General features: G+C 64.4%; 11 protein-coding genes and 1 pseudogene. 7 read left to right on the forward strand and 5 right to left on the reverse strand.

Annotation, left to right across the window (positions count from 1 at the left end; genetic code table 11):
- Window positions 1–39: 39 nt before the first annotated feature.
- Genes maiA through AB433_RS05085 form a run of 4 tightly spaced genes read right to left on the reverse strand, consistent with a single transcriptional unit; the run spans window position 40 to window position 3,794 of the window.
- The gene (gene maiA / locus AB433_RS05070) at window positions 40–681 is read right to left on the reverse strand and encodes a maleylacetoacetate isomerase (protein ID WP_047820183.1); all 642 of its coding nucleotides are present in this window, start codon (window positions 679–681) and stop codon (window positions 40–42) included.
- Window positions 681–1,970, reverse strand: coding sequence for a fumarylacetoacetase (gene fahA, locus AB433_RS05075; protein WP_047820184.1), 1,290 nt, complete (start codon window positions 1,968–1,970; stop codon window positions 681–683). Before fahA ends, maiA begins: the two co-directional genes overlap by 1 nt.
- 10 nt (window positions 1,971–1,980) lie before the next feature.
- Entirely contained in the window at window positions 1,981–3,258 is a 1,278-nt protein-coding gene (hmgA, locus tag AB433_RS05080; protein WP_047820185.1) for a homogentisate 1,2-dioxygenase, read from the reverse strand.
- Between the two features lie 47 nt (window positions 3,259–3,305).
- A complete protein-coding gene (locus AB433_RS05085; protein WP_047820186.1) occupies window positions 3,306–3,794 on the reverse strand; it encodes an Lrp/AsnC family transcriptional regulator in 489 nt (162 codons plus the stop codon).
- A gap of 116 nt (window positions 3,795–3,910) precedes the next feature.
- On the opposite strand from AB433_RS05085, the gene putA reads away from it, so the two are divergent.
- From putA to AB433_RS05105, 4 genes are read left to right on the forward strand one after another with little or no spacing between them, the layout of a single operon-like run.
- Window positions 3,911–7,417, forward strand: coding sequence for a bifunctional proline dehydrogenase/L-glutamate gamma-semialdehyde dehydrogenase PutA (putA, locus tag AB433_RS05090; RefSeq protein ID WP_047820187.1), 3,507 nt, complete (start codon window positions 3,911–3,913; stop codon window positions 7,415–7,417).
- A gap of 58 nt (window positions 7,418–7,475) precedes the next feature.
- Window positions 7,476–8,231 (forward strand): molybdate ABC transporter substrate-binding protein, encoded by a 756-nt coding sequence (gene modA, locus AB433_RS05095; protein ID WP_047820188.1) that lies wholly within the window; start codon window positions 7,476–7,478, stop codon window positions 8,229–8,231.
- A gap of 3 nt (window positions 8,232–8,234) precedes the next feature.
- The gene (modB, locus tag AB433_RS05100; RefSeq protein ID WP_047820189.1) at window positions 8,235–8,942 is read left to right on the forward strand and encodes a molybdate ABC transporter permease subunit; all 708 of its coding nucleotides are present in this window, start codon (window positions 8,235–8,237) and stop codon (window positions 8,940–8,942) included.
- On the forward strand, window positions 8,932–9,555 hold the full coding sequence (locus AB433_RS05105) for an ATP-binding cassette domain-containing protein (protein ID WP_047820190.1): 624 nt from the start codon (window positions 8,932–8,934) through the stop codon (window positions 9,553–9,555). Before modB ends, AB433_RS05105 begins: the two co-directional genes overlap by 11 nt.
- Window positions 9,556–9,557: 2 nt before the next feature.
- Here AB433_RS05105 and AB433_RS05110 read toward each other — a convergent pair whose 3' ends face one another.
- Entirely contained in the window at window positions 9,558–9,935 is a 378-nt protein-coding gene (locus AB433_RS05110; RefSeq protein ID WP_047823360.1) for a winged helix-turn-helix domain-containing protein, read from the reverse strand.
- Window positions 9,936–10,067: 132 nt separating this feature from the next.
- Between AB433_RS05110 and AB433_RS05115 the strand changes: the two genes are divergently transcribed.
- The 3 genes and pseudogenes from AB433_RS05115 to AB433_RS21755 all read left to right on the forward strand — a co-directional run.
- Window positions 10,068–10,673 carry a CerR family C-terminal domain-containing protein gene (locus AB433_RS05115; protein WP_218916923.1) on the forward strand — a complete coding sequence of 202 codons (606 nt, stop codon included), beginning with the start codon at window positions 10,068–10,070 and terminating at the stop codon, window positions 10,671–10,673.
- Entirely contained in the window at window positions 10,670–11,671 is a 1,002-nt protein-coding gene (locus AB433_RS05120; protein WP_053058998.1) for an HlyD family secretion protein, read from the forward strand. Before AB433_RS05115 ends, AB433_RS05120 begins: the two co-directional genes overlap by 4 nt.
- A gap of 73 nt (window positions 11,672–11,744) precedes the next feature.
- Window positions 11,745–12,146 (forward strand): annotated as a pseudogene (locus AB433_RS21755) (ATP-binding cassette domain-containing protein); the annotation flags it as partial.
- Window positions 12,147–12,163 lie beyond the last annotated feature (17 nt).

Genomic DNA, 12,163 nt, shown 5'->3' on the forward strand with positions numbered 1-12,163 from the left:
ATTCACGTTGAGTGGTTTGAGCGGGGCAGGCTAGGCCGGTTAGTCGGCGTCTGGTTGCTTGTCTGGGTGCGCGGCGACGATGGCGGGATGGCTCGATGCGCGCTCATAGGCTGCCATCAGGGCTGGATATTCCGACAGGTCAGACCCGAAGCGCTCTGCCGAATAGACCTGCGGCACGAGATAACAGTCGACCAGCGTCGGCGTGGTGCCATAGGCATAGTCCGCGCCATAACGTTCGATCATGCGATCTAGCGCGGCAAAGCCTTCGGCAATCCAGTGCTGCGCCCAGTGATCGATCGCGGCCTGGTCCTGACCGAACTCACCTTTCAGGTATTTCAGAATGCGCAGGTTGTTGAGCGGGTGAACGTCGCTGCCGATCATGGCGCACATTGCGCGAACCAATGCGCGTTCGTCCGCGTTTCCGGGTAATAGAGCGGGAGCGGGACAGGTCTCTTCCAGCCATTCCAGAATGGCGACGCTTTGCGGGATGACGAACCCGGGGCGGACTTCCAGCGCAGGTACTAAACCCTGTGGTTGCAGCGCCGTAAAGCTGTCGTCCTTCTGTTCGCCTTTGCGCAAGTCGTGTGTGGACTGCGTGTAGGCCAACCCCTTCAGGTTCAGCGCAATCCGCGTGCGATAGCTTGTCCCGGACCGCCAGTAACCGTGGAGAACAAGGCTCATCACCCGGTCACCCGGCCGCGACATTCGCCGAAACCGATGCTGCGGACACCGTCTGTCTCGCCATAGGCCCGCATGACGATCTCGTCGCCATCCTCAAGGAACGTGCGCGTCTCGCCCGAAGGGAGCGTGAGCGGCTCTTTGCCGCCGTTCGATAGTTCCAGCAGAGAACCGAAGCTGGAAGCGTCCGGCCCTGACAGCGTGCCTGTGCCCAGCAGGTCGCCCGGTTGCAGGTTGCAGCCGTTGACCGTGTGGTGCGCAACCAGTTGCGCCGCCGTCCAGTACATTGCCGTCATCGGCCCCTTGCTCAGCCGGTGCGGTGCCACGCCTGTGTCCCGCATCTTCGCGGTCTGGATCAGCACTTCCATGCTGACGTTGTAGGCACCGTCACGCTGGTCGGCGTCGTCCCAAAGGTACTCCAGAGGCTGCGGATCGCCCTCGGGCCGCGCTGGCTGTGCAGTGCGGAACGGGGCAAGGGCGGCGCTCGTCACCAGCCATGGCGAGACGGTCGACAGGAAATTCTTGGCAAGGAACGGCCCAAGCGGCTGGTATTCCCAAGCCTGCAAATCCCGCGCCGACCAGTCGTTCAGGATCGACATGCCGGCGATGTGATCACCCGCCTGTCCGATCGGGATCGGCTGGCCCAGCGCGTTCGATCCGCTGGTCCAGATCGCCATTTCCATTTCGTAGTCCAGCCGCGCGCTGGGCTTGAAATGCGGCGGTTGTCCTTCGGACGACCGCGTCTGGCCGGTCGGGCGGATCACCTCTGCGCCGCTGGGGCGGATCGATGACGCACGGCCGTGATAGCCGATGGGCACGTATTTATAATTCGGCAACAGCGGATTGTCGGGCCGGAACAGCGCACCGACGTTCTTCGCGTGCTCGATCCCGGTGTAGAAATCGGTGTAGTCGCCGACGCGGAACGGAACCGACATCGCGCATTCGTCTGCGGCGAACAGGATATTCTCTGCATCACCGGCGCGGCTCTCGTCGGTCAGCAGGGCGAACAAGCCCTGCCGAAGTGTGTCTGCCATCGCGTTGCCATCGGCGAACAGTGCGTTCAGGCTATCCGCATCGGCCAGCAGCGCAGCCTCTGCGGCTTGACCGTCGAGCAATTTCATTGCTCCGCGCAGGCACAGGATGCGATCGCCGATCGCCACGCCGCCGCGCCGGTCGTCGCTGCCTTTGGGCGCAAACACCCCCAGCGGCAGGTTCTGGACCGGAAAGTCCGTATGGTCGTTGGCTTCGGCAACCCAGCTTTTGGCTACGGGGTCGTGGGTATGGTCGGTCATATCAATCTCATCATTGCGGCAAGCGCGCCTTGGGAAAGTCGCGCCAGCATTCATCGTAATCGTCTTGCAGCGTCGGGGCGGACAGCGCCGCCTGCGTCGGGCGGATCACCCAGCGGCTTTCGAACATGAAGGCCAGGGTGTCCTCGATCTTGTGCGGGGCGAGGGTCGCTTCCATCGCGCGGCGGGTCGTTGCCGCATCGGGCCCGTGGCCGTTCATCTGGTTGTGCAGGCTGGCACCGCCGGGCAGGAAACCGCCACCTTCCTTGGCATCGTATGCGCCGTGGACCAGTCCCATGAATTCGCTCATCACGTTCCTGTGAAACCACGGCGGGCGGAACGTATCCTCTGCCACCATCCAACGCGGCGGGAAGATCACGAAATCGCAGTTGGCTGTGCCGGGAATTTCACTGGGGCTGGTGAGTACCGTGAAGATCGATGGGTCCGGGTGATCGAAACTCACCGTGTTGATCGTGTTGAACCGGGCAAGGTCATAGCGGCAAGGCGCGGTATTGCCGTGCCACGCGACAACGTCGAAGGGTGAGTGGTCGAGTGTCGTGCGCCACAGATTACCCTGAAACTTCTGCACGATCTCGTGGCTCTCCTCCACGTCCTCGAACCACACGACGGGCGTTTCAAAATCGCGCGGATTGGCAAGGCCGTTGGCACCGATGGGGCCAAGGTCTGGCAGGCGGAACGGGCTGCCGTAATTCTCGCAGACATAGCCCCGCGATGGTCCATCCACCGCGACGCGAAACCGCAATCCGCGCGGAATCAGCGCGATATGGCCGGGCGGCACGTCCATGCGGCCCATTTCGGTATCGATCCGCAAGGCACCTTGCTGCGGCACGATCAATAGTTCGCCGTCGCTGTCCTGAAACGCGCGATGCTCCATCGAGATATTTGCGACATAGAGATACACCCCGATCCCGGCGCCTGTGCCAATATCGCCGTTTTCGCCATAGGCGATCAGCCCGTCGATGAAGTCGGTCGGTTCGGAAGGGAAGGCCATCGGATCCCAGCGTAGCCGGTTCGGCGTGACCGGCGCATTTCCGGTCGGGCTGGACGTGCGAGACAGTGGCTCGAACGGTCCATGCGCAGTCATCGGGCGCATGCGATAGAACCAGCTGCGGCGATTCTCGTCGCGCGGCGCGGTAAAGGCGCTGGTCGAAAATTGCTCGGCATAGAGGCCATAGGCCGGGCGCTGCGGGCTGTTGCGGCCCACGGGCAGGCTGCCGGGCACCGCCTCTGTCGCGAAGTGGTTGCCGAACCCAGTCTGGTAATCGCTCATGTCCGCTCCTCCTGCGGTGCCGGATATGTCGATTGTTTCAATTGCAATCAAGGTGCGGCGGGGCGTGTTGCACGGATCGGCTGCGGGGCGGCGTGGTCTTTCACCGACTCCATCGCAACGAAGGTCGAGGTGTTGGCGACATGCGGCAGGCTGGAAATCTTTTCGCCCAGCACCTCGCGATAACGGCGGATGTTTGCGGTGCGTACTTTCAGCAGATAGTCGAAACTGCTGGCGATCATGTGGCATTCCTCCACCTCCGGAATGCGGCGGACGGCTTCGCTGAACTCCCGCAGCGCAGCTTCACGAGTGTCGCTGAGCTTCACTTCGGTAAAGGCCACGTGGTCGAGGCCGAGGCGAGCGAGATCGACGATGGCGGCGAACCCGCGGATGACGCCGCGATCCATCAACTTGCGCAGGCGTGCCTGGCACGGGGTTTTTGACAGGCCGACTTTGTCGGCGAGATCGGTGATCGTCATCCGCCCATCGCCCTGCAATGCCGAGATGATCTTGCGGTCGAAATTATCCAGATCGTCCATAATATGGCCTTTTGGCAGGAAATTTGCCTGATTGTGGCTATAAAATAGGTCTATAGATCGCCATTACAGCTTGAGTAAAGGCGGAACGCTCAGGCCGTTCTGGCTATTGTTTGAATATGACGAACCGCCCGAACCCTTTCGCCCAATTCGCTCCCTCGATCCGGCCAGCCAGCCCGCGTCGCAGCGCGATCACCGCCGCCACTCGCAAGGCGGAGCCTGACTGTATCGCCGACCTGATCGGACCGGCGGAATCGCTTGATGAGAACAAGGGCCCGGTCCGCGAGTTGACCATGCAGCTGGTGGCAAGATTGCGGAAACAGGGGCAGCGCGGCGGGGTAGAGGCGCTGGTCAAGGAATACTCGCTGTCCAGTCAGGAAGGCGTGGCGCTGATGTGTCTGGCCGAGGCACTGCTGCGCATTCCCGACGATGCGACGCGCGATGCGCTGATCCGCGACAAGATCGCGCCGGGCGATTGGCAGTCGCACCTTGGCGGCGGTCGTTCGATCTTCGTGAACGCCGCGACCTGGGGCCTGGTCGTCACCGGCAAGCTGACGGCCAGCGTCAACGACAAAGGCCTTTCGGCAGCGCTGACCCGTTTGGTGGCGCGAGCGGGCGAGCCGGTCATCCGGCGCGGTGTCGACCTTGCCATGGAACTGATGGGCGAACAGTTCGTGACCGGCGAGACCATCGCCGAGGCACTGCGCCGTTCTGCCAAGATGGAAGCCAAGGGCTTTTCCTACAGTTTTGACATGCTGGGCGAGGCGGCGATGACCGCACAGGACGCCGCGCGCTATTACGCCGATTACGAACGCGCGATTGCCGCCATCGGCAAGGCGTCGAACGGACGCGGCGTCTATGCCGGGCCGGGGATTTCGATCAAGCTGTCGGCGCTGCACCCCCGCTATGTTCGCGCACAGGCGGATCGGGTAATGGCCGAATTGCTGCCGACGGTGCGCGAACTGGCGCTTCAGGCGCGTCAGCATGACATCGGTTTCAACATCGATGCCGAAGAGGCGGACCGGCTGGAACTGTCGCTCGACATCCTCGAAAGCCTTGCGACCGATCCGGCGCTGATCGGCTGGAACGGGCTGGGCTTCGTGGTTCAGGCCTATGGCAAGCGGTGCCCGTTCGTGATCGACTGGCTGGCCGATCTGGCCCGGCGCAGCGATCGGCGGATCATGGTGCGGCTGGTCAAAGGGGCCTATTGGGACAGCGAGATCAAGCGTGCGCAAGTCGACGGACAGGCCGACTTTCCGGTCTTCACGCGGAAGGTCCACACCGACGTTTCGTACCTCGCCTGCGCGCGCAAGCTGCTCGACAATCGCGCGGTCCTGTTCCCGCAATTCGCGACACATAATGCCCAGACGCTGAGCGCGATCTACCACATGGCCGGGCCGGACTTTGCGCCGGGCGACTGGGAGTTCCAGTGCCTCCACGGCATGGGCGAGCCGTTGTACGAACAGGTCGTCGGCGCGGCGAACCTGAACCGTCCGTGCCGCATCTATGCGCCGGTGGGCACGCATGAGACGCTGCTGGCCTATCTCGTCCGCCGCCTGTTGGAGAACGGCGCCAATTCCAGTTTTGTTCACCGCATCTGGGATGAACATGTCGCGCTGGAAGACCTTGCCGCCGATCCGGTTGCAGAGGCGAAGGCGATCGAACCGCTGGGCGCGCCGCACCCGCAGATCGCCCTGCCGCGTGACATGTTCGCGGATCGCCGCAACTCTGCCGGGATCGATCTGTCGAATGAGTCCGAGCTGAAAGCTTTGGCCGATTGCTTGAAGCAAAGCGCCGACGCGGCGTGGCGTGCGCAGCCATTAGTTCCGGGGCTGGATGCAGAGCGGAAGGCGCAGCCCGTGACCAATCCGGCGGATCAATCCGATGTCGTTGGCAAGGTGCATCATGCGTTGGAACGCGATGCCGTGCACGCCATGCAGGTGGCCGCGCGGGCTGCACCGCGTTGGGCCGCAGCGCCGCTTGCGGAGCGTGCCGCGTGCCTCGACCGTGCCGCCGATGCGATGGAGGCTGCGATGCCCGTCCTGATGGGACTGATCATGCGCGAGGCGGGCAAAACCGCTGCGAACGCCGTAGCCGAAGTGCGCGAGGCAGTCGATTTCCTGCGCTATTACGCGGTCCAGGCGCGGGAGGGGCTGACCGATACCGATACGCTTGGTCCGGTTGTCTGCATCAGCCCGTGGAACTTCCCGCTGGCGATCTTTACCGGACAAGTCGCCGCCGCGCTCGTGGCGGGCAATCCGGTGCTGGCCAAACCCGCAGAGGAAACGCCGCTGATTGCCGCGCAAGCTGTGCAGCTTATGCACGATGCGGGTGTCCCGATAGACGTTCTGCAATTTCTGCCCGGTGGTGGCGATGTCGGTGCGGCGCTTGTTGCGGCACCGCAAACCGCTGGCGTGGTGTTCACCGGATCGACCGAGGTTGCCAAGCTGATCCAGCGCGAACTGGCCTCGCGCCTTTCGGCAACCGGCGGGCCGATCCCGCTTATTGCCGAGACCGGCGGCCAGAACGCGATGATCGTCGATTCCTCTGCGCTGGCCGAACAGGTTGTCGCCGATGTTATTGCCAGCGCCTTCGACAGTGCGGGTCAGCGGTGCTCGGCGCTGCGGGTGCTGTGCCTGCAGGAAGACATTGCGGATCGACAACTGGCGATGATCCGTGGTGCGTTGCAGGAACTGTGCATCGGCAATCCGGTGAACCTGTCGACCGATGTCGGGCCGGTTATCACCGCCGAGGCGAAGAGAACGATCGATGCGCACGTGGCGCGCATGGCCAGCGAAGGATGTAGGGTGGAGCGCCTCGACCTTCCCGAAGAAGCAGCCAAGGGTACGTTCGTTACGCCGACGATTATCGAGATCGGCTCGATCGCCCAATTGGGGCGGGAGGTGTTCGGACCTGTGCTTCACGTCGTGCGCTACAAGCGGCGCGATCTTGGCAAGCTGGTCGCGGCGATCAACGCGACCGGTTACGGACTGACCTTCGGCCTGCATACGCGGTTGGACGAAACGGTACGGCAGGTGATCGCGCATGTCGCGGCGGGCAATCTTTACGTAAATCGCAACACCATCGGCGCGGTTGTCGGCGTTCAGCCCTTCGGCGGGCGTGGACTGTCGGGCACGGGACCAAAGGCGGGCGGGCCGCTTTATTTAGGGCGTCTGAGCAGCGGGGCGAGCACGGACCTGTCGGTCGGCGACAATATCGCGCTGCCGGGTCCCGTGGGCGAGGCGAATACCTATTCGATCCATCCGCGGGAGCATGTCCTGCTTGTCCCGGAAACCAGGGCGGGTCTCGAAATGCAACTTGGCGCGGTTGCGCAATGCGGCGGCACGGCGACCGTTCTGGGCGATCCTGCCGACTATGCCGACCTTACGTTCGGTGCGGAATGGATTGCCGATTTGCCGAAGACCGGGAACTGGGGTGCTGCGCTGGTCGAAAAGCCCTCGGCAGAAACGTTTAAGTCCATCGCCGCGATGGATGGGCCGATCCCGCTGGTCCAGTCACCCGATGCCGATGGCGGATACAACCGGGCATGGCTCCTCGAAGAGGTCTGTATCTCGGTCAACACGACGGCGGCGGGCGGGAATGCCAGCCTGATGTCGCTGGATTGAGGCGCGCGACTTAACTTTGATATATACACGGATATAGAAAACCCCGATAGCGGCGCGAATGCACCGCTTGATCTTCGCCCTGATCGGTTCGTTCTGCTGCGCTCTGGCGGCTTGCGCGCCCACACCGGAAAAAGGTCCACTCGTCCTCGCCGCGTCCAGCATGCAGGATGCGATGGAGGCGGCGGCGGACGCTTGGGCCGATCAAGGGAATCCGCGCCCCGTGCTGTCCTTCGCGGCCAGCTCGGCGCTGGCGCGGCAGATCGAGGCCGGGGCAGAGGCGGGCCTGTTCGTGTCGGCGGACGAGGCATGGATGGATACCGTTGCGCGATCGGGCGCGATTGCCGACAACAGTCGCGCCGATCTAGTCACGAACCGGCTCGTCCTGATCGCTCCGGCCGAGGACGACTCCGCGTTCGCCCTCGGCGATCTGAGGCGGGAACTTGGCGATGGGCGGCTGGCTATGGCCGATCCCGATGCGGTACCGGCTGGGCGATATGCGCGGCAGGCGCTGGGATCGCTCGGCCTATGGGACCGCGTGAAGGACCGCATTGCATCGGCAGAGAACGTGCGTGTGGCGCTAGCACTGGTCGCGCGCGGCGAAGCGCCGTTTGGGGTCGTCTACGCAACCGACGCCTTGGCCGAACCGGGCGTTCGCGTGAACGCGACGTTTCCCGCCGATAGCCACGAGCCGATCCGATATCCCGTCGCGCGATTGCGTAGCTCGCAAGGCCCGGATGCAGAGGCATTCCGCGCCTTTCTACTCTCGCCGGAGGGGCAAGCTATTTTCGCCCGCTTTGGCTTTGGCCCGGCCTGAACCGTGATCCTGACCGCACAGGAATGGGCCATCGTCGCCCTGTCGCTGAAGGTCAGCAGCGTCGCGATCCTTCTGACGCTGCCTATCGCCTTTGCGCTGGCGTGGGTGTTGGAACGCACGCGGATGCCGGGACGGATCGTGCTCGACGGTCTGGTCCACCTGCCGCTGGTTCTGCCGCCGGTGGTGACGGGCTGGGCGCTGCTGCTGCTGTTTGGGGCGAATGCACCATTGGGGCGGTTCTTGGCCGATACCTTTGGCGTTACGCTGATCTTCCGCTGGACCGGGGCCGCCGTCGCCGCTGCGATCATGGCATTGCCGCTGATGGTTCGGGCCATCCGCCTGTCGCTGGCAGGGGTGGACCGCAGGCTGGAGCAGGCGGCGCACACATTGGGTGCCGGGCGATGGCGGACGTTTGGCGCGGTGACTTTGCCGCTGGCCATGCCTGGGCTGCTGGCGGCGCTGGTACTGGGTTTTGCGCGTTCCATCGGGGAGTTCGGCGCGACGATCACGTTCGTGTCCAACGTTCCGGGTGAGACGCGGACGCTGCCGCTGGCGATCTATACCTCGCTGCAAGTGCCGGGCGGGGAAGGGGCGGTCACGCGTCTGGCGGTCGTGAGCATCGTGCTTTCGCTGGCCGCGCTGATCGGGTCGGAGTGGCTGGTGCGTCGCGGCGCGCGGCGGATCGGCGGAGAAGATCGCCATGTCCTTTGACGTCGACATTGCGGTCCGCAGAGGCCGCCGCCGGATCGAAGTGCGGTTCAAAGCAGAGGGCGGGCTGGTCGCGTTGTTCGGGCCTTCCGGCGCTGGCAAAACCAGCGTGCTTGATGCGGTCGCGGGCCTGTTGCGGCCAGAGCGTGGCCGGATCGCCGTTGAAGGCACGGTGCTGTTCGACGGTTCGGCAAAGATCGATCTGCGTCCGCAAGACCGCGCCTGTGGCTACGTGTTTCAGGAGGGGCGCCTGTTCCCTCACATGACCGTGCGGGAAAACCTGATGTTCGGTCAGCGTCGGGCGGGGATGGGACGCGTGCTGCCGGGGTTTGACGAGACATTGCGATTTCTCGGCATCGCCGAATTGCTGGATCGCGCGCCGCGAACGCTTTCCGGCGGGGAGGCGCAGCGGGTGGCCATTGGGCGCGCCCTGTTGTCGGGCCCGCAGTTCCTGTTGATGGACGAGCCGTTGTCGTCGATCGACAGCAGGCGGCGGGACGAGATCATGATCATGATCGAGCGCATTCGTGATGAAATGCGGGTGCCGATCCTCTACGTCAGCCACGACCGGTCCGAGGTTGACCGTCTGGCTGAGAGCGTCGTCGCGATAGGCTGAAATCAGGGCTTGGCGGGAACCGGTGCGGGCCGGATCTTTGTCTCAAGCCCGTGCCAGCGGCTATCGCTGCCAGTGCGCGCCACGGCCTCCTGCAAATCGCGATAGTCGCTCAGCACGGTGCGCCCCAGTTCGCTCAATTCCGCGCCGCTGCGCGCCGCGCCGCCGGGCTTTGTGCGAACGAGCGGTTCGGTCCAGCAGCGATTCATCGCATCGACCAGCAGCCACGCCCGGCGATAGCTCATCCCCATGTCTCGGGCAGCGGCGGATATGGAGCCGGTCGCGGCGATGGCTTCCATCAGATCGGCCTTGCCCGGACCCATCGCGATCTCTTCGCCGCAGAAGATCTGGACCTTTATCTTTATGCGTGCATTCCCGGCCATGCCGCGCACCATGCGACAGGTGCCCACCGTACGCAATGATGGGCTTGCAGGATTGGCCGTGCGTGCTAATTCGTTCGAATGAATGAATCGGCTCGACCTGCAAACGCTGACCTGTTGAACGCCGCCATTCGCTTGTTCGGAAGGGTTGGCTACGACGGGGCCAGCACGCGGGCGATCGCGGCGGCCTGTGGCAAACCGATGTCTGCAATCACCTACCATTTCGGTGGCAAGCGTGGACTTTACCTTGCCGCAGCAGAGCATATCGCGGCCAAGATGAGTGAGCGCATCGCGCCGCTTCGCGCCATTCGCGAGGGGGTCGATCTGGACAATGCGGACTTCGCGGTGATCGAAGAGGCCCTGCACCGGATGATCGACATCGGCATTGGCGTGGTGACGGACCCTGCCATCGACGATTTCGTGAACTTCGTCTTGCGCGAACAGGCGGAGCCGACCGATGCGTTTCAGCCGATTTTCGAAGGGGTGATGAGCCCGATCCTGACGCAGATGACGACGCTTCTTGCTGCTGCTGCCGATCCGCCGATGCCAGAGGGGGAGGCGCGGATCCGGGCTGCCATGCTGATAGGGCAGATCGTGTTTTTCCGCACCTGCCGCGCCGCTGCCTTGCGCCATTGCGGCTGGGCAGGGATTGGCGATGCGGAACGCCAAGAAATCGCCGCTGCCGCGCATTCGCACCTATCCATATTCCTGTCCGGCCTTCGTCGTGGAGAACACCAGTGAGCCGAAGAAATATCGCCATAATCGGCGCGATCGTTGCGGTTCTGCTCGCGGCCTATTTCACCAAGGGCCTTGGCCTGCTGGGCGGTTCGGAAACCGGTCTTACGCTATACGGCAATGTCGACGTGCGGCAGGTCGATCTGGCCTTTCGTGGCGGGGGGCGGATAGAGGCCATCGGTCCCGAAGAGGGCGAGCAGGTCAAAGCGGGGCAGGCGATTGCGCGGCTGGACGTCGCGCCGATGCGCGACGAACTGGCAGCGGCGCGGGCGCAACTGGGCGTGGCCAATGCCGAATTGGCGAAAGCGCGGGCTGGAAGCCGCCCGCAGGAAATCACGCAGGCAGAGGCGCGATCGCGGCAGGCGCAGGCTTCGCTGGAATCCGCGCAGGAAGATTACGACCGCCGCGCCAAGCTGGTCGAAACCGGGGCGGTGAGCAGGCAGGTCTTCGACGCGACCGAGGCGAAGTTGCAATCGGCACGGGCCGAAGCGCGCGCCGCCGCCGCCGCGCTATCGCTGGCGCGCGAGGGGTCGCGGACCGAGGACCGGCAAGCCGCCGCCGCACAGGCCGAAGCGGCGCGGGCACGTCGCGATTCCGCGCGGACCGGGCTGGACGATGCGGTGTTGCGCGCGCCCAGCGGCGGGACCGTACTGACGCGGGCCCGCGAACCCGGCGCTATCGTCGGGCCGGGCGAAACCGTGCTGACGCTGACTATCGACCGACCGATGCGCATCCGCGCCTATGTCGGGGCAGATGACCTGTCGCGCATCTCGCCCGGTATGAAGGTACAGGTCACGACCGACGGCAATGCCAGGCGCTATGCCGGCAAGATCGCGCAGATCGCGCCCAAGGCCGAGTTTACGCCCAAGACGGTGCAGACCGAGGACCTGAGGGCAGACCTCGTCTATCGGGTGCGCATCCTGATCGACGATCCGGATCAGGGGCTGCGGCAGGGGCAGCCGGTTACCGTCAACATTCCGGCGGCGCGTCCGGCGGCGGACTGACATGGGCGAACCGGTCGCCTCTGCCAGCAACCTGACTAAGCGCTTCGAAGGGCTGGACCGGCCCGCGCTTGATGCCGTGGACCTCACGATCAGGCCCGGCGTGATGACCGGGCTGGTCGGGCCGGATGGTGCGGGCAAGACGACACTGATCCGTATCCTTGCCGGGCTGGCCGATCCCGACGAGGGGGAGGTGATCGTGGGCGGAGTGCCCGCCACGGAGCAGGATCGCGAGGTGTTGGGATACATGCCGCAACGCTTCGGCCTCTACGAAGACCTGACGGTTCGCGAGAACCTCGACCTCTATGCCGACTTGCGCGCGCTGCCGGTGGAAGAGCGGCCCGACCGTCTGGCGATGCTGTTGAAGTTTACCGACCTTGCCCTCTTTCAGGGACGCCTGGCGGGCAAGCTTTCGGGCGGGATGAAGCAGAAGCTGGGCCTTGCCTGCGCGCTGATCCGCAAGCCCGCGCTGCTCTTGCTGGACGAGCCGGGGGT

Source organism: Croceicoccus naphthovorans, assembly GCF_001028705.1.
GTDB lineage: Bacteria > Pseudomonadota > Alphaproteobacteria > Sphingomonadales > Sphingomonadaceae > Croceicoccus > Croceicoccus naphthovorans.

What these genes read in the sequence shown, in the direction of transcription:
- fahA (WP_047820184.1), bottom strand. Translation starts at nt 1,970, where the DNA reads ATGACCGACCATACCCACGACCCCGTAGCCAAAAGCTGGGTTGCCGAA.
- hmgA (WP_047820185.1), bottom strand. Translation starts at nt 3,258, where the DNA reads ATGAGCGATTACCAGACTGGGTTCGGCAACCACTTCGCGACAGAGGCG.
- putA (WP_047820187.1), top strand. Translation starts at nt 3,911, where the DNA reads ATGACGAACCGCCCGAACCCTTTCGCCCAATTCGCTCCCTCGATCCGG.
- AB433_RS05105 (WP_047820190.1), top strand. Translation starts at nt 8,932, where the DNA reads ATGTCCTTTGACGTCGACATTGCGGTCCGCAGAGGCCGCCGCCGGATC.
- AB433_RS05085 (WP_047820186.1), bottom strand. Translation starts at nt 3,794, where the DNA reads ATGGACGATCTGGATAATTTCGACCGCAAGATCATCTCGGCATTGCAG.
- maiA (WP_047820183.1), bottom strand. Translation starts at nt 681, where the DNA reads ATGAGCCTTGTTCTCCACGGTTACTGGCGGTCCGGGACAAGCTATCGC.
- modA (WP_047820188.1), top strand. Translation starts at nt 7,476, where the DNA reads ATGCACCGCTTGATCTTCGCCCTGATCGGTTCGTTCTGCTGCGCTCTG.
- AB433_RS05110 (WP_047823360.1), bottom strand. Translation starts at nt 9,935, where the DNA reads ATGGCCGGGAATGCACGCATAAAGATAAAGGTCCAGATCTTCTGCGGC.